The sequence below is a fragment of the Enterobacter soli genome, from assembly GCF_964208575.1.
In the GTDB taxonomy this organism is placed as follows: Bacteria; Pseudomonadota; Gammaproteobacteria; order Enterobacterales; family Enterobacteriaceae; genus Enterobacter; species Enterobacter soli_A.
The window spans coordinates 146,129-167,685 of sequence record NZ_CAXOFU010000008.1 but is presented as its reverse complement, the minus strand read 5'-3'; the positions used below and the strand labels follow the sequence as shown (position 1 = coordinate 167,685).

Sequence of the window (21,557 nt, the reverse complement as noted above, 5' to 3'; positions counted from 1 at the left end):
TAGCGGGTATTATGCAACGCAACAAAAGTGAAGGGAGAAGAAAAGATGCCATCTTTCGATATTGTTTCCGAAGTTGATATCCAGGAAGTACGTAACGGCGTGGATAACGCAAGCCGTGAAGTTGAGTCACGTTTCGATTTTCGCGGCGTTGAGGCAACATTTGAGCTGAACGATGCAAATAAGACCATCAAGGTTCTGAGCGAATCGGATTTCCAGGTCAATCAGCTGCTTGATATTTTGCGCGCGAAGCTGCTTAAGCGCGGCATTGAAGGCGCATCGCTCGACGTGCCGGAAGAGTTTGTCCACAGCGGCAAAACCTGGTTTGTTGAAGCGAAGCTGAAGCAGGGCATTGAAAGCGCGGTGCAGAAAAAGCTTGTGAAGCTGATCAAAGACAGCAAGCTGAAGGTGCAGGCGCAGATTCAGGGCGAGGAGATCCGCGTGACCGGGAAATCCCGCGACGACCTGCAGTCCGTGATGGCGCTGGTGCGCGGCGGCGATCTGGGGCAGCCGTTCCAGTTCAAAAACTTCCGCGATTAAGCATAAAAAAACCCGGTTCAACCGGGTTTTTTTATGCCTTCAGCGCCTGTTCCACTTCAAAGCGGTTGGTCACTTTGCTGTCGATCTTCACGTAGGCGCTGCGCTCCTCCGGAACAATCATCACTTCGCTGATCCCCTCTTTCGCTTCAAGACGCTGCTTTAGCGCATCGCTTATGTCCACACCGTCCGGGATCTCCACGCGCAGGCTGCTCACGTAGCGCGGCTCTTTCATGGTGCTGGCCACCAGCAGCCAGAGCATCGCCAGCAGCGCGCCGGCCAGGAACACGGTCTGGGAATCAAACAGGCCGTCGACCCAGCCACCCAGCGAGCCGCCAATCGCCACGCCGAGGAACTGGCTGGTGGAGTATATGCCCATCGCCGTGCCTTTATAGCCCGCCGGGGACTCTTTACTGATAAGTGACGGCAGCAGCGCTTCCATCAGGTTAAAGGCGAGGAAGAACAGCTGAACCCCTGCGACCAGCTCCCAGAAGTGCGGGCCGGAGCCCCAGAGCACGATTTCGGCGATCAGCAGTACCGCGACGCAGCCGAGGAAGACGCGCTTCATCTTGCGCTTCACTTCTGCATAGATGATGAACGGCACCACGGAGACAAATGAGATCAGCATCGTCACCAGGTAAATTTTCCAGTGCTCGGCGGCGGGGAACCCGGCGGCGGCAAGCTGGCCCGGCAGGGCGACGAAGGTCGACATCAGTAAAATGTGCAGACACATAATGCCGAAGTTCAGCTTTAACAGGCGCGGCTCGACGATGACTTTGCTAAAGCAGCCTTTCACCATCCCGGATTCACGGTTGAGCACGTGGTTTTTGCTGTCCGGCACCACCCACAGAGTTAAGGCAATGCCGATGGTCGCCAGCACGGCAATCATCCAGAACAGGGCGTGCAGGCCGAGCTTATGGGTAATGATTGGCCCGAGCACCATCGCGATGGCGAAGGTGACGCCAAAGCTGACGCCGATAAAGGCCATCGCCTTGGTGCGGTTCTGCTCGCGGGTTAAATCCGACAGCAGCGCCATTACGGCGGCGGCAATCGCCCCGGAGCCCTGCAGGGCACGGCCGAGAATAATGCCCCAGATGGAGTGGGAGAGGGCGGCGATGACGCTGCCAAGCACAAACACCAGCAGCCCGCCGACGATAAGCGGTTTGCGGCCCACGCGGTCAGACAGCAGGCCAAACGGGATTTGGAACACCGCCTGCGCTAACCCATAGATCCCAATTGCCAGCCCAATCAACGCTTCGCTGGCGCCCTGCAGCGCCATGCCGTACGTGGTCAGAACCGGCAGGACCATAAACATACCGAGCATCCGTAGCGAGAAAACTGTCCCTAACCCCCAGGTCGCGCGTAGCTCGCCCGGTGTCATTTTATAATCGTTCATTACCACCTCAGTTCAAAAGCAGGCACTAGTTTAGGCGGGGGGGGTAATTGCGGTAAATAGGTGTTTGTTTAAGAGATATTACCATCGTGCAAGCATAGCGCCGCCGGGCAAAAAAAAGCCAGGTGATTAACCTGGCTTTTTCAATTCAGAACACTTACCAGACGTAAGTGAGCAGGCTGTGCGAATCAGGCACCATAAAATCGACCGACATCATCACGCTCAGAGCGGTAATGGCGATGATGGAGAAGCCGAACAGCTTGCGCGCCCAGACTTTGTCATCTTCCACTTTGTAGCCGCGCAGCGCCATGCCGAGCCACCAGACGCTTACTGCCGCCGCCACAACCAGATATTTATATCCGGCGTAGCCGCCCAGAGAGAGCATCAGGGTCGCCACGGCGAAGGCGATGATGTACAGCGTAATGTGGTTCTTCGCGACTGAAATGCCCTTAACGACCGGCAGTACCGGGATGTTCGCCGCCTGATAATCCTTAAAGCGGAAAATCGCGATGGCGTAGGAGTGCGGCATCTGCCACAGGCTAAAGATAGCCAGCAGGATCAGCGCACCGCTGTCGAACTCGTTAGTGACGGCGCAGTAGCCAATCACCGGCGGCGCAGCGCCGGAGAGAGAACCAATCAGCGTGCCGTAGACGGAGTGGCGCTTCATATACAGGCTGTAAACGCCCACATAAACCACGAACCCCATCACCCCCAGCCAGCAGGCCAGAGGGTTGGCGCCAAACCACAGCAGCATAAAGCCAGCAATACCCAGCAAGGTGGCGTACACCAGCGAGACAGAAGGGGCGATCAGGCCTTTAACCAGCACCCGATTTTTAGTCCTTTCCATCTTCTTGTCGATATCCATGTCGATGTAGTTGTTAAATACACAACCGGACGCAACAACCAGTGACACACCAATCAGCGTAGAGATGAAGAGGGTGTAATCGATGCTGCCCTTAGAGGCCAGCAGGAACCCTCCGATCACGGAGATCAGGTTGCCAAAGATGATGCCTGGTTTCGTTACTTGCAGGTATTGCTTAAACATACTCGCCGCTCTTAGTGAACCATCATGTTGTAGTTGAGGTTCCACATAATCCAGATGGAACCGACTACCAGGATAGCGATGATAATCACGGTAAAGATAAAGGCGGTCATATTCCAGCCTTCATCGGACTTGGTGTTCATGTGCAGGAAGCAAACCAGATGCACCAGAATCTGAATCACCGCGGTCACCAGGATTGCACCCAGAATAACCGGCTTAGACGCAGAACCGCTCATCACCATCCAGAACGGGATCACCGTCAGGATGATCGACAGGATAAACCCTGTCATGTAGGTTTTTACGCTACCGTGGGAAGCGCCATGATCGTTTGAATGACTCATTACATCGCCCCCATCAGATAAACAACAGAGAACACACAGATCCATACAACGTCCAGGAAGTGCCAGAACAGGCTCAGGCACATGATACGTGTACGGTTAGTGCTGGTCAGGCCGCGACGGGATACCTGGAACATCAGTACCGCCATCCAGATCAGACCAGAGGTAACGTGCAGACCGTGGGTACCGACCAGCGCGAAGAACGCTGACAGGAAGCCACTGCGATCCGGACCGAAACCTTCCATGATCAGGTGATGGAATTCATAGATTTCCATCCCGATAAAGCCAGCACCAAACAGCCAGGTCAACGCCAGCCAGGAGACAACCTGGCTCTTGTTGTTTTTGTACATGGCGATAGCCGCCATGCCGTAGGTGATGGAGCTGAATAACAGCAGTGCGGTTTCCACCAGAACGAACGGCAGTTCAAAGATGTCCTTACCGGTCGGGCCGCCCGCTGTGCCGTTCACCAGAACGGCATAGGTCGCGAACAGACAGCAGAACAGAATGCAGTCGCTCATCAGGTAGATCCAGAAGCCGAAGACTTTCGTCGGCCCTGTATCGTGGTGCGCATGATCATGCGCGTGGGCAGTAGAGTGCGCCAAAGTATCAGTTGCCATTTTTCAGCCCCGCTTTAGAAATCTCGTCGAAATGCTGGTTTTCCAGTTTCTCGACTTCACGGACTGGTACGTAGTAGTCCACGTCCTCGTCAAAGCTCTTCACAATCCAGCTGATCAGGATGCCGGCAAAGCCAACAATCGCCATCCACCAGATGTGCCAGATCATTGCGAAACCAAATACCGTTGCGAAGGCGGCGATAACAATGCCCGCACCGCTGTTTTTCGGCATGTGGATCTCTTCGTAATGAGCAGGTTGCTTGTACGCTTCACCTTTTTCTTTCATTTCCCAGAATGCGTCGCGCTCGTGGATCTGCGGCACAATGGCGAAGTTATAGAAAGGAGGAGGAGAAGAGGTTGCCCACTCCAGCGTACGGCCACCCCACGGGTCACCGGTCAGGTCACGGTTCTGCTCGCGGTCGCGAATAGACACGTAGTACTGAATCAGCTGGCAAGCGATACCGCAGGCGATCAGCGCCGCACCACAGGCTGCAACAACCAGCATTGGGTGGAACTGCGGATCAATCTGCTGGCTCAGACGACGGGTCATACCCATGAAGCCCAGCACGTACAGCGGCATAAATGCAACGAAGAAGCCGATGATCCAGAACCAGAACGCGCGTTTACCCCAGGTTTCGTTCAGGGTAAAGCCGAACGCTTTTGGCCACCAGTAGGTTACGCCAGCGAAGCAGCCGAAGACCACGCCACCGATGATAACGTTATGGAAGTGCGCAATCAGGAACAGACTGTTGTGCAGAACGAAGTCAGCACCCGGTACTGCCAGCAGTACGCCGGTCATACCACCCACGGAGAAGGTCACGATGAAGCCGATGGTCCACAGCATAGCTGAGTGGAACACGATGCGACCCTGATACATGGTGAACAGCCAGTTGAAGATCTTAACCCCGGTAGGGATTGCGATAATCATCGTGGTAATACCGAAGAAGGCGTTTACGTTCGCGCCCGCACCCATGGTGAAGAAGTGGTGCAGCCAAACGATGAACGACAGAACGGTAATACACACGGTTGCCCACACCAGCGAGGTGTAACCAAACAGGCGCTTACGCGAGAAGGTTGCTGCGATTTCGGAGAACACACCGAACACAGGCAGAACCAGAATGTACACTTCCGGGTGACCCCAGGCCCAAATCAGGTTGATGTACATCATCATGTTGCCACCCATATCATTCGTGAAGAAATGGGTGCCCAGGTAGCGGTCCAGGGTCAGCAGCGCGATGGTGACGGTCAGAATTGGGAAGGAGGCAATAATCAGGATGTTGGCGCACAGAGATGCCCAGGTAAATACCGGCATCTTGAACATGGTCATGCCAGGGGCACGCATCTTGATAATGGTCACGAAGAAGTTAATACCGGTCAGGGTTGTACCGATACCGGAGAGCTGAAGCGCCCAAATCCAGTAATCGACGCCAACGCCAGGACTGTATTCAATTCCTGAAAGCGGCGGGTAGGCCAGCCAGCCGGTCTGAGCAAACTCGCCCACACCCAGTGACAGGTTAACCAGGATAACGCCGACAACCGTGAACCAGAAGCTCAGGTTGTTCAGGAACGGGAACGCAACGTCGCGCGCGCCGATTTGCAGCGGCACAACCACGTTCATCAGACCGATAACCAGCGGCATCGCCACGAAGAAGATCATGATAACGCCGTGAGCGGTAAAGATCTGATCGTAGTGGTGCGGCGGCAGGAAGCCGGCTTCACCCGCAGAGGCAAGCACCTGCTGGCTACGCATCATGATCGCATCCGCAAAGCCACGAATTAACATGACGATACCGACGATGCAGTACATGATACCGAGTTTTTTGTGGTCAACCGAAGTCAGCCACTCATTCCACAGGTAGCTCCACTTACCGAAGTAAGTGATTAAGCCCAGTAAGGCCGCACCACCAATGATAATTGCAGCCACCGTAACCACGATAATGGGTTCATGGTAGGGCACTGCATCCAGTGTCAATTTTCCGAACATTTTCTTCCTCGGCCCCTTAGTGAGCGGTTTCCGCGTGACTCATGTCCATGCCTTCCATACCTTCGTGTGCGCTGTGCTCACCTTCAGGTTGGGTCATGTCCATGCTCTTACCGTGATCCATAAATTTGCCAATAACGTCTTTGAACAAATCAGGTTTCACGTTAGAGAAGTACTCCACCTTGTTGTATTCGCTAGGTGCAGCCACTTTGTCGAACGCCGCCATGTCAGACATGGTGTTCTGAGACTGCTTCGCTTTTTCAACCCACTGGTCGAAAGCGGCACGGTCTGGCGTCGCGATAGCTTTGAACTTCATACCTGAGAAGCCCGGGCCACTATAGCTGGCGGAGATACCATCGTAGGTGCCTGCTTCATTGGCGATCAGGTGCAGGTTAGTCTGCATACCGGCCATCGCGTAAATCTGGCTACCCAGACGCGGGATGAAGAAGGAGTTCATTACGGAGTTGGAGGTCACTTTGAACTGAACCGGAGTGTTCGCCGGGAAGGCGATTTCATTCACGGTAGCAATGCCTTGTTCCGGATAGATGAAGAACCATTTCCAGTCCATGGAGACCACTTCGATGGTAATCGGTTTTTCATCGTGAACCAGCGGTTTGCTCGGCTCAAGTGAGTGAGTGGTTTTCCAGGTCAGCACGGCAAGGAACAGGATGATCAGAATAGGCACTGTCCAGACCACAGCTTCCACTTTATTGGAGTGTGACCAGTTAGGGCTATACTTCGCATCTTTATTGCTCGCACGATACTTCCAGGCGAAACCAACAGCCATCAAAACGGCAGGAATAACCACAATCAACATCAGGCCAAATGCCGTCAGTATCAATGAGCGTTGTTCCAGTCCAATCTGTCCTTTGGGGTCAAGTAGTGCAGAATCGCAGCCGCTGAGTAATACAGTGCCTGCAAATAATGACAACCATCCCAAACTTTTATTGTATTTCCTGAGTCTCATTTAACGACCTCAATTCCACGGGAGTCTGGTGGCGTTTAAAGTGTGGGGGCATTTTACGGGAAGGTTACATTACTGTAAACATCATTAGGGCAGTGTCAGGAAGGTGTTACTGGGTTCTGCCGCTCATGTCACAAGTGTTGCAAATTATGTCGCTTTTTAAGACGTAAGCCGCACGGCACGGGCGTTATAACGAAAGGACCCCCAAGCATACCTCAAAAAGGGCAATTGGTATAACCATTATCAACATTATACAAATAATTAACAATTAATTATCAATAAAAAGACAATTAAAAAACGAAAAATCAATCTTTCAAATGCTGAATCGTTTAGTGAAAAATAGTGAAACCGAGAAGGCTCCAATAATTTCCAAATTTTATCCCGCACAAAACAACAAATAATTTTTTTACCGATTGACGGTTATTTCGCCGTTATAATTTCGCCTGGTGATTACAACGGGAAATAACCTTTCGTTTTTTTCTTCATACTTCCTGCGTTTTACGTAACGCGAGGAAATCGAGCAGCCCGCCCGTCAGAATGCCGGCGATAGCCAGCAGCGCGCCGGCGTCCAGAAGCAGGGCTTCAAAGGGGAGTGCAAGAGAGGTTGCGGCATTGATAATTAACACCACCAGCCACAGCGCCAGGGCCAGACAACCCACCATTAACAGGCGCAGCGCAAAGCGGTAGGCGCGCTGATACTCGGTGCGCGGCATAAAGTGTTCTGTCCGCTGGGTATATTCCAGCGTCTGACGACACACCAGTAAAAGTAAAATACCCGGCACCGCGGCAACGACGGAGAAAAGATAGAACGTCGGCCAGCCGTGCGCTTCCACAAACCAGCCCGCAATCGGGCCGACGTAGACGCGGCCCACGGCAGAGAGCGCGGAAAGCAGGGCGAACTGGGTCGCGGAAAACGACTTGTTGCACAGGGTCATCAGCAGCGCGACAAAGGCCGCCGTTCCCATGCCGCCGCACAGGTTTTCAAAGAACACCGCCGCCGCCATGCTGAACATGTGCTTGTCGGTAATCGACAGCACCCAGTAGCCGGCGTTAGAAACGCCCTGCAAAATGCCGAAGATGAACAGCGCGCGGAACAGCGTCAGGCGCTGCATCAGCACGCCGCCGTACAGCGCCCCCACGATGGTGGCAAACAGCCCCAGGGTTTTATTGACCACGCCCACTTCCCCGGCGTCGAAACCAACGCCGCGGATCAGGAAGGTGGTGGTCAGGCTCATGGCAAAGGCATCGCCAAGCTTATAAAGGACGATGAGCAGCAAAATCAGCCAGGCGTTGTTGCGGCCAAAGAAATCGCGCAGCGGCTCGGCAACGGCTTGCTCCAGCGAGCGCGGAACCGGGATCACATCGCTCGGCTCGGGCGCGAGCAGGGTGGCGATAATGCAGGGGATCAGCAGCGCGGCCATCAGCCAGTACATGCCCTGCCAGCCGAGATAGCGGTCGGCAAGCCACAGCGCCAGCCCGCCGGAGACCAGCATCCCCAGGCGATAGCCCAGTACGCTGATGGCCGCGCCTGCGCCGCGCTCTTCGGCGGGCAGAACGTCCGTTTTCCAGGCATCAAAAACGATGTCCTGAGACGCCGAGCAGAACGCAATCACTACGGCGAGCGCCGCCATCCAGCGCAGCTGCGTGGAAGGCTCAAGGAAGCCCATGGCGGCAATCGCCAGCAGCAGCAGAACCTGGGTCATGACCAGCCAGCCGCGACGACGCCCCAAAAACGGCGGGGTGTAGCGGTCCATCACCGGCGACCACAGGAATTTAAAGACGTAGGCCTGCCCCACCAGCGAGAAGAAACCGATGGTTTTAAGATCGATATTCTCAACGGTCATCCAGGCCTGGAGCGTGCCGGACGTGAGCGCGAGGGGTAAACCGGAGGCGAAGCCGAGGATCAGCAAAATCGCTGATTTCGGTTGATGGAAAATGCGTAAGTAATGGCTGGACATGTGTCGATAGCGCTGACCCGGCGAAGCGCCGGGTCAGGATGCAGGATTAACGAGCGTTTTGCTTGATGAAGTCGTGGATGCTGGTGTCCTGAGCCATATCTGCGATGGTGTCGGTCAGCACGCTGTTAACGGCGTTAGCAATGTTCTGGTTGGAAGCCTGGAAAGCGCCTTCAACAGAGTAGCTCGCGCGGTAGTTTTTGTTCATCTTGTTGCCGTTCTTCGCGGTAGCGATGATGGCGATATCCGCTTTGGTCGCGATGTTGTAGCGCACGTTACCCTGGGATACGTCGGCATACAGGTTGTTGACGATGATCTGCAGATCAACCGCGCCGCTTGGGCCAATCATATAGCCGCGAGCGGTCATTTGTTTCTCCAGCACTTCCTGCAGCAGGAAGCGCAGGTCGCGGGACGCGGTCAGCGTCACCTGCTGGTTGTCGCGGGTGACTTTCGCCAGGGCCTGATCCTGACGCTGGTCGGCACCGTTGATGCTAACGGTCACGCCCATCAGGCTTGGATCCTGCTGTGGCAGAGTGATTTTTGGTGAAACATCGATGGTGGTTGGCGGGGTTGCGCAGCCGGCCAGCATGAAAAGTGCTACCAACGGAAAGAAGAGTTTTTTTAACATTTTCAGGTTCTCAACGAATCGTAAGCATAGAGTGCGAAAAATTGGCGCCATCATAACATCGCCAACGACGAGGGGAAGTGGTCAACGCATGTAAATTCATCGCCTTGTCCGAAAAATGACCACTTCTTCTGTTTTCGCTGCCAGTCAAAGACAAAACGTATGAGGCTCATAGTGAACTTCATTCGTTTGACTGAGAAAATCAGACGAAAGCTAAATATTTGTTGTCTTGTTGTAATGGAAACGGTAAAAGCGGCTAACATTTAAAGGGATGGGTGACATCTTAGCGTTGTCGGAGGAGTAATTTCATGATGATACGTGAGCAAATAGAAGACAAATTAAGGGCAGCGTTCAACCCCGTGTTCCTCGAAGTCGTCGATGAGAGCTATCGTCACAACGTACCGGCAGGGTCTGAAAGTCATTTCAAAGTGGTGTTGGTAAGCGACCGCTTCGCAGGAGAGCGTTTCCTCAACCGACACCGAATGATCTACGGCACGTTGACAGAGGAACTCTCCTCCACTGTTCACGCGCTGGCGCTACATACCTATACCATCAAAGAATGGGAAGGCTTACAGGATACGGTTTTTGCATCGCCGCCTTGTCGCGGTGCGGGCAGCATCGCCTGATAAATCGTATTTGCAACCGCTGGAGTTTTTCCAGTATGTTGCTACCAGATTACGTCAAAGCGGCCTTCGGGCCGTTTTGTTTTGTCTGAGTTTTGAACGTATGGTGCATTTTTAAAGCTAAAAATAGCCTTAAAGTGTGAAAAAAGCCGCAGCAACATGCCCTAACCGTTCTCGACTCACCTTAGTGATGCCGCTATAATGCCGCGTCTTATTGAATGTCTTCGGGATGATTCTGGCGACAGGGAATGTGAATCTGCTTATAAGAGAGCATCCCGGTAAAACAGACAGATTCAGAGTTGACCGAGCACTGTGATTTTTTTGAGGTAACAAGATGCAAGTTTCAGTTGAAACCACTCAAGGCCTTGGCCGCCGTGTAACGATTACTATCGCTGCTGACAGCATCGAAACTGCTGTGAAAAGCGAGCTGGTCAACGTAGCAAAAAAAGTACGTATTGACGGCTTCCGCAAGGGCAAAGTACCAATGAATGTTGTTGCTCAGCGTTATGGCGCTTCCGTGCGTCAGGATGTGCTGGGTGAACTGATGAGCCGCAACTTTATCGATGCGATCATCAAAGAAAAAATCAATCCAGCTGGCGCGCCGAACTATGTTCCAGGCGAATACAAGCAGGGCGAAGACTTCACCTACTCTGTAGAGTTCGAAGTGTACCCGGAAGTTGAGCTGAAAGGTCTGGAATCTATCGAAGTTGAAAAACCGATCGTTTCCGTTACCGACGAAGACGTAGACGGTATGCTGGACACCCTGCGCAAGCAGCAGGCGAACTGGAAAGAGAAAGAAGGCGCTGTTGACGCGGAAGACCGCGTAACCATCGACTTCACCGGTTCTGTAGACGGCGAAGAGTTCGAAGGCGGTAAAGCGTCTGACTTCGTACTGGCAATGGGCCAGGGTCGTATGATCCCAGGCTTCGAAGACGGTATCAAAGGTCACAAAGCTGGCGAAGAGTTCACTATCGACGTGACCTTCCCGGAAGAATACCACGCTGAAAACCTGAAAGGTAAAGCCGCTAAGTTCGTCATTAACCTGAAAAAAGTTGAAGAGCGCGAGCTGCCAGAACTGACTGAAGAATTCATCAAGCGTTTCGGCGTGGAAGATGGTTCTGTAGCCGGTCTGCGTACCGAAGTACGTAAAAACATGGAGCGCGAGCTGAATGGCGCTGTGCGTAACCGTGTTAAATCTCAGGCAATCGACGGCCTGGTGAAAGCGAACGAAATCGACGTTCCAGCTGCCCTGATCGACAGCGAAATCGACGTTCTGCGCCGTCAGGCTGCACAGCGTTTCGGTGGCAACCAGCAGCAAGCGATGGAACTGCCGCGCGAACTGTTCGAAGAGCAGGCAAAACGCCGCGTTGTTGTTGGCCTGCTGCTGGGCGAAGTAATTCGTACCCACGAGCTGAAAGCTGACGAAGAGCGTGTGAAAGGCCTGATCGAAGAGATGGCTTCTGCATACGAAGATCCATCAGAAGTTATCGCGTTCTACGGTAGCAACAAAGAGCTGATGGACAACATGCGCAACGTAGCGCTGGAAGAGCAGGCTGTTGAAGCGGTACTGGCGAAAGCTAAAGTGTCCGAAAAAGCGACCTCTTTTAACGAACTGATGAACCAGCAGGCGTAATTTCGCCTCAACGGTTTAAAGTTTGAACAAAAAACCCGTTGCCTTATGGCGACGGGTTTTTTTTATCACACCAATAGGCCAGGAAGAGTGCTAAAACACCCTTTCAGTGTTAGCGTAACAACAAAAGGTTGTTATGCTTGAAATAGGGCAAAGTGAACCCCATAACCAGGTAATCACGACGAATGAGACTGGCTGATAATCCGTCCATAAGGTTACAATCAGTACAGCAGGTGTTTTCAATTTAGATCCAGGAGACGGAAATGTCATACAGTGGCGAACGAGACAACTTTGCACCCCATATGGCTCTGGTGCCAATGGTTATTGAACAGACCTCACGCGGTGAGCGTTCTTTTGATATCTATTCCCGTCTGCTCAAGGAACGCGTTATCTTTCTGACCGGCCAGGTCGAAGACCACATGGCTAACCTGATCGTGGCGCAGATGCTGTTTCTGGAAGCGGAAAACCCGGAAAAAGACATTTACCTGTATATTAACTCCCCTGGCGGCGTGATCACGGCGGGTATGTCTATTTATGACACCATGCAGTTCATCAAGCCAGACGTGAGCACCATCTGTATGGGGCAGGCGGCATCTATGGGCGCCTTCCTGTTAACCGCAGGCGCCAAAGGCAAGCGTTTCTGCCTGCCGAACTCTCGCGTGATGATTCACCAGCCGCTGGGCGGATATCAGGGCCAGGCGACGGATATCGAAATCCACGCACGCGAAATTCTGAAAGTAAAAGCGCGCATGAATGAACTTATGGCGCAGCATACGGGTCAATCCCTTGAGCAGATCGAGCGCGATACCGAGCGCGATCGCTTCCTCTCTGCCCCAGAGGCAGTAGAGTACGGCTTAGTTGACTCCGTATTGACCCATCGTAATTGATGCCCGCGACGCGAGTGTGCCGCTATACTAAGGTAGGGCGGCATTCTGCTTGAGAGCAGCTTGCGTCTGAGAATGGCATTTGCGTCGTCATGTGCGGCACAAAGAACTTAAAAAGAGGTTTGGACTCATGACAGATAAACGCAAAGATGGTTCGGGCAAACTGCTGTACTGCTCTTTTTGCGGCAAAAGCCAGCATGAAGTGCGTAAACTGATTGCCGGGCCGTCCGTGTATATCTGCGACGAATGTGTCGACTTATGTAACGACATCATCCGCGAAGAGATTAAAGAAGTCGCGCCGCACCGTGAGCGTAGCGCGTTGCCAACCCCGCATGAAATTCGCCACCACCTTGATGACTACGTCATCGGTCAGGAACAGGCGAAAAAAGTGCTGGCGGTGGCGGTGTACAACCACTACAAGCGTCTGCGCAACGGCGATACCAGCAATGGTGTTGAACTGGGTAAAAGTAACATTCTGCTGATCGGCCCAACCGGGTCCGGTAAAACGCTGCTGGCCGAAACGCTGGCGCGCCTGCTGGATGTACCGTTCACCATGGCTGACGCCACCACGCTGACCGAAGCCGGCTACGTGGGTGAAGACGTAGAAAACATCATCCAGAAACTGCTGCAGAAGTGTGACTACGACGTTCAGAAAGCGCAGCGCGGGATCGTGTATATCGATGAGATCGATAAGATCTCCCGTAAATCCGACAACCCGTCCATCACCCGTGACGTGTCGGGTGAAGGCGTACAGCAGGCGCTGCTGAAGCTGATCGAAGGTACGGTTGCCGCGGTTCCACCGCAGGGCGGCCGTAAGCATCCGCAGCAGGAGTTCCTGCAGGTTGATACCTCCAAGATCCTCTTCATCTGTGGCGGTGCGTTTGCAGGCCTGGATAAAGTGATTTCTCACCGTGTTGAAACCGGCTCCGGCATTGGTTTTGGCGCAACCGTGAAATCCACGTCTGAAAAACCGAACGAAGGCGAACTGCTGTCGCAGGTTGAACCAGAAGATCTGATCAAGTTTGGTCTGATCCCTGAGTTCATCGGTCGTCTGCCGGTGGTGGCAACGCTGAACGAGCTGAGCGAAGACGCGCTGATCCAGATTCTGAAAGAGCCGAAAAATGCGCTGACCAAGCAGTATCAGGCGCTGTTCAATCTGGAAGGCGTAGAGCTGGAATTCCGTGACGAAGCCCTGGATGCGATTGCGAAAAAAGCAATGATCCGCAAAACAGGCGCGCGTGGTCTGCGTTCTATCGTAGAAGCCGCTCTGCTCGACACCATGTACGATCTGCCGTCCATGGAAGATGTTGAGAAAGTGGTGATTGATGAATCTGTGATTGGTGGCCAAAGCAAGCCGCTGCTGATCTACGGTAAGCCCGAAGCGCAGCAGGCATCTGGCGAATAATTCACCAAATCATACAAGCAGTTATTAAAAAAGGGGGGATTTTATCCCCCCTTTGCTTTTTCCGTATTCATGACGTTGAATGTGTGGGAAACATCCCCATATACTGGTTACATGTTAAGAGTTGTGTGAAGCACAGTCACATAACCTGATTACCTGGCGGACACTAAACTAAGAGAGAGCTCTATGAATCCTGAGCGTTCTGAACGCATTGAAATCCCCGTATTGCCGCTGCGCGATGTGGTGGTTTATCCGCACATGGTCATACCCTTATTTGTAGGGCGGGAAAAATCTATCCGTTGCCTTGAAGCCGCCATGGATCATGATAAAAAAATCATGTTGGTTGCGCAGAAAGAAGCTTCAACGGATGAGCCGGGTGTAAACGATCTTTTCACCGTCGGGACCGTGGCCTCTATTTTACAAATGCTGAAACTGCCGGACGGCACTGTCAAAGTGTTGGTTGAAGGTTTGCAGCGTGCGCGTATTACCACTCTGTCTGACAACGGCGAACACTTCTCTGCAAAAGCAGAGTATCTCGATTCGCCGGAGCTGGATGAGCGCGAGCAGGAAGTGCTGGTGCGCACCGCGATCAGCCAGTTCGAAGGCTATATCAAGCTCAACAAGAAAATCCCACCAGAAGTGCTGACGTCGCTGAACAGCATCGACGATCCTGCACGTCTGGCGGACACCATCGCCGCGCACATGCCGCTGAAGCTGGCTGACAAACAGTCCGTGCTGGAAATGTCCGACGTGAATGAACGTCTGGAATACCTGATGGCGATGATGGAGTCTGAAATCGATCTGTTGCAGGTTGAGAAGCGCATTCGCAACCGCGTGAAGAAACAGATGGAGAAATCCCAGCGCGAGTACTATCTGAACGAGCAAATGAAAGCGATTCAGAAAGAACTCGGCGAAATGGACGACGCGCCGGACGAAAACGAAGCGCTGAAGCGTAAGATCGACGCGGCGAAAATGCCGAAAGAGGCGAAAGAAAAGGCCGAAGCTGAACTGCAGAAGCTGAAAATGATGTCTCCGATGTCGGCGGAAGCGACCGTAGTTCGTGGCTACATCGAGTGGATGGTTCAGGTTCCGTGGAACGCCCGCAGCAAGGTCAAAAAAGACCTGCGTCAGGCGCAGGAAATCCTTGATACCGACCACTACGGCCTGGAACGCGTCAAAGACCGTATTCTTGAGTATCTCGCGGTGCAGAGCCGTGTGAACAAGCTCAAGGGCCCAATCCTGTGCCTGGTCGGGCCTCCAGGGGTAGGTAAAACCTCCCTGGGTCAGTCGATCGCGAAAGCGACCGGCCGTAAGTACATCCGTATGGCGCTGGGCGGCGTGCGTGACGAAGCTGAAATCCGCGGTCACCGCCGTACCTACATCGGCTCAATGCCGGGTAAACTGATTCAGAAAATGGCGAAAGTGGGCGTTAAAAACCCGCTGTTCCTGCTCGATGAAATCGACAAAATGTCGTCTGACATGCGTGGCGATCCGGCTTCCGCACTGCTTGAAGTGCTGGATCCAGAGCAGAACGTCGCGTTCAGCGATCACTATCTGGAAGTGGACTACGACCTGAGCGATGTGATGTTCGTGGCTACCTCTAACTCCATGAACATTCCGGCACCGCTGCTGGATCGTATGGAAGTGATCCGTCTGTCGGGCTACACCGAAGACGAAAAGCTGAACATCGCCAAGCGCCACCTGCTTTCTAAGCAGATTGAGCGTAATGCACTGAAAGAAAGTGAGATCACGGTAGACGATAGCGCGATTATCAGCATCATTCGTTACTACACCCGCGAAGCGGGCGTGCGTGGTCTGGAGCGTGAAATCTCTAAACTGTGCCGTAAAGCGGTTAAACAGCTGCTGCTGGATAAAAGCCTTAAGCACATCGAGATTAACGGCGATAACCTGCACGAATACCTCGGCGTTCAGCGTTACGACTACGGTCGCGCGGACAACGAAAACCGTGTGGGACAGGTTACTGGCCTGGCATGGACCGAAGTGGGCGGCGATCTGCTCACCATCGAAACCGCCTGCGTTCCGGGTAAAGGTAAGCTCACCTATACCGGTTCTCTGGGCGAAGTGATGCAGGAATCCATTCAGGCTGCGCTGACCGTGGTGCGCGCGCGTGCGGAAAAACTGGGCATCAACCCAGACTTTTACGAAAAACGCGACATCCACGTTCACGTGCCTGAAGGGGCGACGCCGAAAGACGGCCCAAGCGCAGGTATCGCAATGTGTACCGCTCTGGTCTCCTGCCTGACGGGTAACCCGGTGCGTGCCGATGTTGCGATGACCGGTGAAATTACCCTGCGCGGTCAGGTTCTGCCAATCGGTGGTCTGAAAGAAAAACTTCTGGCAGCGCATCGCGGTGGGATCAAAACCGTATTGATTCCGCATGAAAATAAGCGCGACCTGGAAGAGATCCCGGACAACGTTATCGCCGATTTAGATATTCACCCGGTGAAGCGTATTGAAGAAGTTCTGACCCTCGCATTGCAGAATGAACCTTCTGGAATGCAGGTTGTAACCGCAAAATAGTGACCTCGCGCAAAGAGCGTCAATAAAAACAAGGCTGGTAAGTCATTTCGGACTTGCCAGCTTTTTTTTGTATAGCTAATTTAGATTGCTGATTGGGTTAGCCATCAACAACGGGTGTTGTAAGGTCATGGCAGGCCTGATATAACTGCTGCGCGGTCGCACTGTGAAGGATTCAGGTGCGATATAAATTATAAAGAGAGGAAGAGAACAGTGAATAAATCTCAACTGATTGACAAAATTGCTGCGGGTGCTGATATTTCTAAAGCTGCAGCTGGACGTGCGTTAGATGCTTTAATTGCTTCTGTTACTGAATCTCTGCAAGCTGGGGACGACGTTGCACTGGTTGGTTTCGGAACTTTCGCGGTTAAAGAGCGTGCTGCCCGTACTGGCCGCAACCCTCAGACCGGTAAAGAAATCACTATTGCTGCCGCTAAAGTGCCGGGCTTCCGTGCCGGTAAAGCGCTGAAAGACGCAGTAAACTGATTGCTTTCTCGCTTCAGGGAAGCTGAAAAGTACAAGGGCGCATCATTTGATGTGCCTTTTTTGTTTGTCCAGGCCTGATTTGTTCGAGTTTATGCGAGTTGTGGGCTGACAATTGCCCCGGTTTCTTGTCACAATACGCCTTTACGCGCGACGGTAAGGATTTCCCGTCAGCGTCAGGTCACCAGTCACCTACAGCGGAGTGTTGTTACACCATGATGGACAGCTTACGCACGGCTGCTAACAGTCTCGTGCTCAAGATTATTTTCGGTATCATTATCGTGTCGTTCATATTGACCGGCGTGAGTAGTTACCTGATCGGCGGTAGCAGCAACTACGCCGCAAAAGTGAATGGCCAGGAAATCAGCCGTGGACAGTTCGAGAATGCCTTCGCGGGTGAACGTAACCGTATGCAGCAGCAGCTGGGAGATCAGTTCTCAGAGCTGGCATCTAACGAAGGTTACATGAAAACCCTGCGCCAGCAGACTCTGAACCGCCTGATTGATGAAGCGCTTCTGGACCAATATGCTAAAAACCTCGGTCTGGGCATCAGCGACGATCAGGTTAAAAAAGCCATCTTCTCCACCCAGGCATTCCAGTCTAACGGCAAATTCGACAATACCCGCTACAACGCTATCGTGAACCAGATGGGCATGACCGCTGACCAGTACGCGCAGGCGCTGCGTAATCAGCTGACAACCCAGCAGCTGATTAATGCCGTGGTTGGCACTGATTTCATGCTGAAAGGTGAAACTGACGAGCTGGCTGCGCTGGTTGCTCAGCAGCGTGTTGTGCGTGAAGCTATCATCGACGTGAATGCATTAGCGGCGAAGCAGCAGGTTAGCGACGAAGACGTTAACGCGTTCTACGAGCAAAACAAGAACACCTTCGTTGCCCCTGAGCAGTTCCGCGTAAGCTACATCAAACTGGATGCCGCCGCGTTGCAGGAAACCGCCACCGACGCGGATATCCAGTCTTACTACGACCAACATCAGGATCAGTTCACTCAGCCTCAGCGTAACCGCTACAGCGTCATTCAGACCAAAACTGAAGCGGATGCTAAAGCTGCGCTGGATGAGCTGAACAAAGGCGCCGATTTCGCGACCGTTGCAAAAGCAAAATCCACCGACATCATCTCCGCTAAAAACGGCGGTGATATGGGCTGGCTGGAAGATGCCACAACGCCGGAAGAGCTGAAAAATGCGGGCCTGAAAGAAAAAGGCCAGCTGTCTGGCGTGATTAAATCTTCCGTTGGTTTCCTGGTTGTGCGTCTTGACGACGTTCAGGCAGCAAAAACTAAGCCGCTGGCTGACGTGCGTGACGATATCGCGGCGAAAGTGAAGCAGGAAAAAGCGCTGGATGCCTTCTACGCGCTGCAGCAGAAAGTGAGCGATGCCGCCAGCAACGACAACGAGTCGCTGGCAGGTGCAGAGCAGGCTGCTGGCGTAAAAGCGGTTGAAACGGGCTGGTTCGGCCACGACAACCTGCCGGAAGAGCTGAACTTCAAGCCGGTTTCCGACGCCATCTTCAACGGTGGTCTGGTGGGCGAAAATGGCACACCGGGCAGCAACTCTGACATCATCACCGTGGACGGCGATCGTGCGTTCGTCCTGCGCGTGGCGGAGCACAAAGCCGAGTCCGTTAAGCCTCTGGCTGAAGTGAAGGATCAGGTTGTGGCGCAGGTTAAGCACAACAAAGCTGAGCAGCAGGCGAAACTGAACGCAGAGAAACTGCTTTCTGACCTGAAAGCAGGCAAAGGCGACGACGCGCTGAAAGCCGCAGGCCTGAAGTTCGGTGAAGCGAAAACCCTGAGCCGTACCAGCCAGGATCCAATCAGCCAGGCGGCGTTTGGTCTGAGCCTGCCGGCGAAGGACAAACCAAGCTTCGGTACGACGACCGATATGCAGGGTAACGTTGTGCTGCTGGCGCTGGACGAAGTGAAAGCGGGCACCATGCCGGAAGAGCAGAAGAAAGCGATGGTTCAGGGCATTACCCAGAACAACGCCCAGATTGCCTTCGAAGCCATGATGAGCAACCTGCGTAAAGACGCCAAAATCAAGCTGGGTGACATCATTACCCAGCAGTAATAATTACGCGTCTGCTCGCAGATTTTCGTAACGCACTGCAATATTTAAAGGCCGCTTTCGCGGCCTTTTCCATTTCTGCAATCTGCTGTTTGTGCCTGTTTTTGCCCGCGGTTATGGTGGCGTGGCTGTCAACAAACAAGGAGATAACAACATGAAACGTGGAATCAAAGCTCTATTCATTACCCTGGCCTTCGCCAGCACCGGTATCGCACATGTCGCCTTTGCAGCGACGGCTGCGGACAAACCGCAGGCCGTACAGGTCAAAACAGACGCAGCGGCGGCTTCGCAGGCGCCAGCACACTCCAAAGCCCTGCCGGGCGTGAAAAGTGCTGATGAGGAAGGTACCCGGGTCAGCATCAACACGGCCTCGGCGGACGAGCTGGCGCGGGCGCTGAACGGCGTAGGGTTGAAAAAGGCGCAGGCAATTGTCAGCTATCGGGAGGAGTACGGCCCCTTCAAAACGCTTGACGATCTCAAACAGGTGCCGGGAATGGGCAGCGCGCTGGTTGAGCGCAACCTCTCGCATCTGACGCTGTAATCGCGCAATAACTTGCACAGTGGCATAAATTTGCCAGGATAATGAGGTCATACCAGTTGTGACCTCTGATCCTATAACAAAATACAAGGCTATTGCGCTATGCAGACAAAAATCAAAGTACGTGGATATCACCTCGACGTTTACCAGCACGTGAATAACGCCCGCTATCTCGAATTCCTCGAGGAGGCGCGCTGGGACGGGCTGGAAAATAGCGAAAGCTTTCAGTGGCTGACCGCACACAACATCGCGTTTGTGGTTGCCAATATTAATATCAACTACCGCCGCCCGGCAGTGCTGGGCGATCTGCTGACCGTCACCAGCCAGGTACAGCAGCTAAATGGAAAAAGCGGCGTTCTCAGTCAGGTGGTCACGCTGGAGCCCGAAGGGCAGGTGGTTGCAGACGCGCTGATCACCTTTGTCTGTATCGACCTTAAGACCCAGAAAGCGCTGCCGCTGGAAGGTGAGCTGCGCGAGAAGCTGGAGTTGATGATCGCCTAGGATTTTGTCTTTTATAAAAGACAAGGAAGCCATTCAGGGATAGAATGATGGACAGGGACTACGTCGTTGAACGTTACCGGGCCCGTGACGGAAAAATTCCGTTTGAGGACTGGATGGCGAAGATGAAGCGCAAGGATCCGGACACCGTGTTTCGGATCCTTGTGCGAGTTAACCGTGCGATAAAACGTAATTTTGGCGATTACCGATACCTCAGAGAAGGCGTCTGGGAAATGCGGGTCGACAGTGGTCCCGGTTACAGGATCTATTTTGCTGTTGAGCATCGGCAGGTTTTATTACTACTGATAGGTGGTGATAAAAAGAGTCAAAAAGCGGATGTAAAACTGGCAGTGGATTACTGGAAAGATCATCAATCAAAAGGAAAACCGGATGAGCCCCGCTGAACGAAAATACTCAAGCTCCGTTAGCCATCATGATGCCGTAGTGAAGATGCTGCGCGAAAACCCCGCCGATGCTCAGCTTTATCTGCAAACAGCACTAGAAGAAATCTATGAGGATCAGGGTATCCCTGCCTATCTTATTGCGCTTCGACAGGTCATCGAAGCCCGGGGCGGCATCAGTGAAATCTCGGCTAAATCAGGGCTATCTCGCCAGCAGCTTTACAGAACCCTGTCCGAAAACGGTAACCCAACCCTGACGACGCTGATGAAAATAACTCGTGCTGCCGGCGTTAAACTGTTCGACAGCACGGTGAAGTAGGCTTATTTCAGACCGGTTTTGTTCTTCATGGCTGCCATCACGCCAGGCTTATCGGCGAGATAGTGATTCAGCCCGTTAGCACGCAGATTACAGGCCGCGCACTGTCCACAGCCGTCGCCTTTGATGCCGTTGTAGCAGGTCAGGGTTTCGCTGCGCACCAGATCCAGTTTGCCCCAGTAATCTGCCAGCGCCCAGGTTTCTGCTTTATCCAGCCACATTAACGGCGTTTCGAAGCGGGTCTCTTTTGCCATGCCCAGGTTAACCGCGTGATTTAACGCCTTCACGAACTCATCGCGGCAATCCGGGTAGCCCGAGAAGTCGGTCTCGCACACCCCGGTAATCACGGCTTCGGCTTTAACCTGATAGGCGTAAATGGCCGTCAGCGTCAGGAAGAGAATATTACGACCGGGCACGAAGGTGTTTGGAATGCCGCTGGCATCCGGTTCGTAATCAGGAACGGGGATACTGTCGCGGGTGAGACTGCTTACGGCCAGTTCATTTAACAGCGTGACGTCCAGCACCTTATGTGCGCGGGCGCCCAGTTTCAGCGCCAGTTCGCGGGCGACGTCAATCTCGGCGCGGTGGCGCTGACCATAGTCAAAGGTGACGCAGTGAACTTCATCGTACTGATGGAGCGCCTGAACCAGGCAGGTGGTGGAATCTTGTCCTCCGCTGAACACGACGACGGCACGTTTCATAAGTAGTCTCAAC

At 53.3% G+C, this 21,557-nt stretch carries 21 protein-coding genes; 12 read left to right on the top strand and 9 right to left on the bottom strand.

Annotated features, from left to right (window positions below):
* The first annotated feature begins 45 nt into the window (after nt 1–45).
* The gene (locus AB6V08_RS10865; protein ID WP_182059823.1) at nt 46–537 is read left to right on the top strand and encodes a YajQ family cyclic di-GMP-binding protein; all 492 of its coding nucleotides are present in this window, start codon (nt 46–48) and stop codon (nt 535–537) included.
* A gap of 31 nt (nt 538–568) precedes the next feature.
* Here the strand turns inward: AB6V08_RS10865 and AB6V08_RS10860 are convergent, their stop codons facing one another.
* The 8 genes from AB6V08_RS10860 to AB6V08_RS10825 all read right to left on the bottom strand — a co-directional run bounded on the left by AB6V08_RS10860 (nt 569) and on the right by AB6V08_RS10825 (nt 9,449).
* On the bottom strand, nt 569–1,930 hold the full coding sequence (locus AB6V08_RS10860) for an MFS transporter (RefSeq protein WP_368542666.1): 1,362 nt from the start codon (nt 1,928–1,930) through the stop codon (nt 569–571).
* 154 nt (nt 1,931–2,084) lie between these two features.
* Complete coding sequence (gene cyoE / locus AB6V08_RS10855) at nt 2,085–2,972, bottom strand: heme o synthase (protein WP_368542665.1); 888 nt, start codon at nt 2,970–2,972, stop codon at nt 2,085–2,087.
* Between the two features lie 11 nt (nt 2,973–2,983).
* On the bottom strand, nt 2,984–3,310 hold the full coding sequence (locus AB6V08_RS10850) for a cytochrome o ubiquinol oxidase subunit IV (RefSeq protein ID WP_006176899.1): 327 nt from the start codon (nt 3,308–3,310) through the stop codon (nt 2,984–2,986).
* Nucleotides 3,310–3,924 carry a cytochrome o ubiquinol oxidase subunit III gene (locus AB6V08_RS10845; RefSeq protein ID WP_368542664.1) on the bottom strand — a complete coding sequence of 205 codons (615 nt, stop codon included), beginning with the start codon at nt 3,922–3,924 and terminating at the stop codon, nt 3,310–3,312. The genes AB6V08_RS10850 and AB6V08_RS10845 overlap by 1 nt, the downstream gene beginning before the upstream one ends.
* The gene (gene cyoB / locus AB6V08_RS10840) at nt 3,914–5,905 is read right to left on the bottom strand and encodes a cytochrome o ubiquinol oxidase subunit I (protein WP_368542663.1); all 1,992 of its coding nucleotides are present in this window, start codon (nt 5,903–5,905) and stop codon (nt 3,914–3,916) included. The genes AB6V08_RS10845 and cyoB overlap by 11 nt, the downstream gene beginning before the upstream one ends.
* 16 nt (nt 5,906–5,921) lie before the next feature.
* Nucleotides 5,922–6,869: a cytochrome o ubiquinol oxidase subunit II gene (gene cyoA, locus AB6V08_RS10835; protein WP_368542662.1), complete on the bottom strand. Its 948-nt coding sequence runs from the start codon at nt 6,867–6,869 to the stop codon at nt 5,922–5,924.
* A gap of 479 nt (nt 6,870–7,348) precedes the next feature.
* A complete protein-coding gene (gene ampG / locus AB6V08_RS10830; protein ID WP_368542661.1) occupies nt 7,349–8,824 on the bottom strand; it encodes a muropeptide MFS transporter AmpG in 1,476 nt (491 codons plus the stop codon).
* Between the two features lie 46 nt (nt 8,825–8,870).
* On the bottom strand, nt 8,871–9,449 hold the full coding sequence (locus AB6V08_RS10825; protein ID WP_063144771.1) for a lipoprotein: 579 nt from the start codon (nt 9,447–9,449) through the stop codon (nt 8,871–8,873).
* 305 nt (nt 9,450–9,754) lie between these two features.
* Here AB6V08_RS10825 and bolA point away from each other — a divergent pair, with 305 nt between their 5' ends.
* The 11 genes from bolA (at nt 9,755) to AB6V08_RS10770 (ending at nt 20,846) form a co-directional block, all read left to right on the top strand.
* Nucleotides 9,755–10,072, top strand: coding sequence for a transcriptional regulator BolA (bolA, locus tag AB6V08_RS10820; RefSeq protein WP_368542660.1), 318 nt, complete (start codon nt 9,755–9,757; stop codon nt 10,070–10,072).
* A gap of 331 nt (nt 10,073–10,403) precedes the next feature.
* Nucleotides 10,404–11,702, top strand: a complete 1,299-nt coding sequence (gene tig / locus AB6V08_RS10815) for a trigger factor (RefSeq protein WP_368542659.1) — start codon at nt 10,404–10,406, stop codon at nt 11,700–11,702.
* Between the two features lie 260 nt (nt 11,703–11,962).
* Complete coding sequence (gene clpP, locus AB6V08_RS10810) at nt 11,963–12,586, top strand: ATP-dependent Clp endopeptidase proteolytic subunit ClpP (protein ID WP_014069126.1); 624 nt, start codon at nt 11,963–11,965, stop codon at nt 12,584–12,586.
* Nucleotides 12,587–12,713: 127 nt separating this feature from the next.
* Nucleotides 12,714–13,988, top strand: coding sequence for an ATP-dependent protease ATP-binding subunit ClpX (gene clpX, locus AB6V08_RS10805; protein ID WP_006176908.1), 1,275 nt, complete (start codon nt 12,714–12,716; stop codon nt 13,986–13,988).
* Nucleotides 13,989–14,171: 183 nt separating this feature from the next.
* The gene (gene lon, locus AB6V08_RS10800; RefSeq protein WP_368542658.1) at nt 14,172–16,526 is read left to right on the top strand and encodes an endopeptidase La; all 2,355 of its coding nucleotides are present in this window, start codon (nt 14,172–14,174) and stop codon (nt 16,524–16,526) included.
* Between the two features lie 210 nt (nt 16,527–16,736).
* On the top strand, nt 16,737–17,009 hold the full coding sequence (gene hupB / locus AB6V08_RS10795; protein ID WP_002444653.1) for a nucleoid-associated protein HU-beta: 273 nt from the start codon (nt 16,737–16,739) through the stop codon (nt 17,007–17,009).
* 212 nt (nt 17,010–17,221) lie between these two features.
* Entirely contained in the window at nt 17,222–19,093 is a 1,872-nt protein-coding gene (gene ppiD, locus AB6V08_RS10790) for a peptidylprolyl isomerase (RefSeq protein ID WP_368542657.1), read from the top strand.
* Between the two features lie 151 nt (nt 19,094–19,244).
* Nucleotides 19,245–19,631 (top strand): helix-hairpin-helix domain-containing protein, encoded by a 387-nt coding sequence (locus AB6V08_RS10785; protein ID WP_368542656.1) that lies wholly within the window; start codon nt 19,245–19,247, stop codon nt 19,629–19,631.
* Between the two features lie 99 nt (nt 19,632–19,730).
* Entirely contained in the window at nt 19,731–20,129 is a 399-nt protein-coding gene (locus AB6V08_RS10780) for a YbgC/FadM family acyl-CoA thioesterase (protein WP_368542655.1), read from the top strand.
* A 47-nt stretch (nt 20,130–20,176) separates the two neighbouring features.
* Entirely contained in the window at nt 20,177–20,530 is a 354-nt protein-coding gene (locus AB6V08_RS10775; RefSeq protein ID WP_368542654.1) for a type II toxin-antitoxin system RelE/ParE family toxin, read from the top strand.
* Nucleotides 20,517–20,846, top strand: coding sequence for an addiction module antidote protein (locus tag AB6V08_RS10770; RefSeq protein ID WP_368542653.1), 330 nt, complete (start codon nt 20,517–20,519; stop codon nt 20,844–20,846). The genes AB6V08_RS10775 and AB6V08_RS10770 overlap by 14 nt, the downstream gene beginning before the upstream one ends.
* A 2-nt stretch (nt 20,847–20,848) precedes the next feature.
* Here the strand turns inward: AB6V08_RS10770 and queC are convergent, their stop codons facing one another.
* Nucleotides 20,849–21,544 (bottom strand): 7-cyano-7-deazaguanine synthase QueC, encoded by a 696-nt coding sequence (queC, locus tag AB6V08_RS10765; protein WP_368542652.1) that lies wholly within the window; start codon nt 21,542–21,544, stop codon nt 20,849–20,851.
* Nucleotides 21,545–21,557 lie beyond the last annotated feature (13 nt).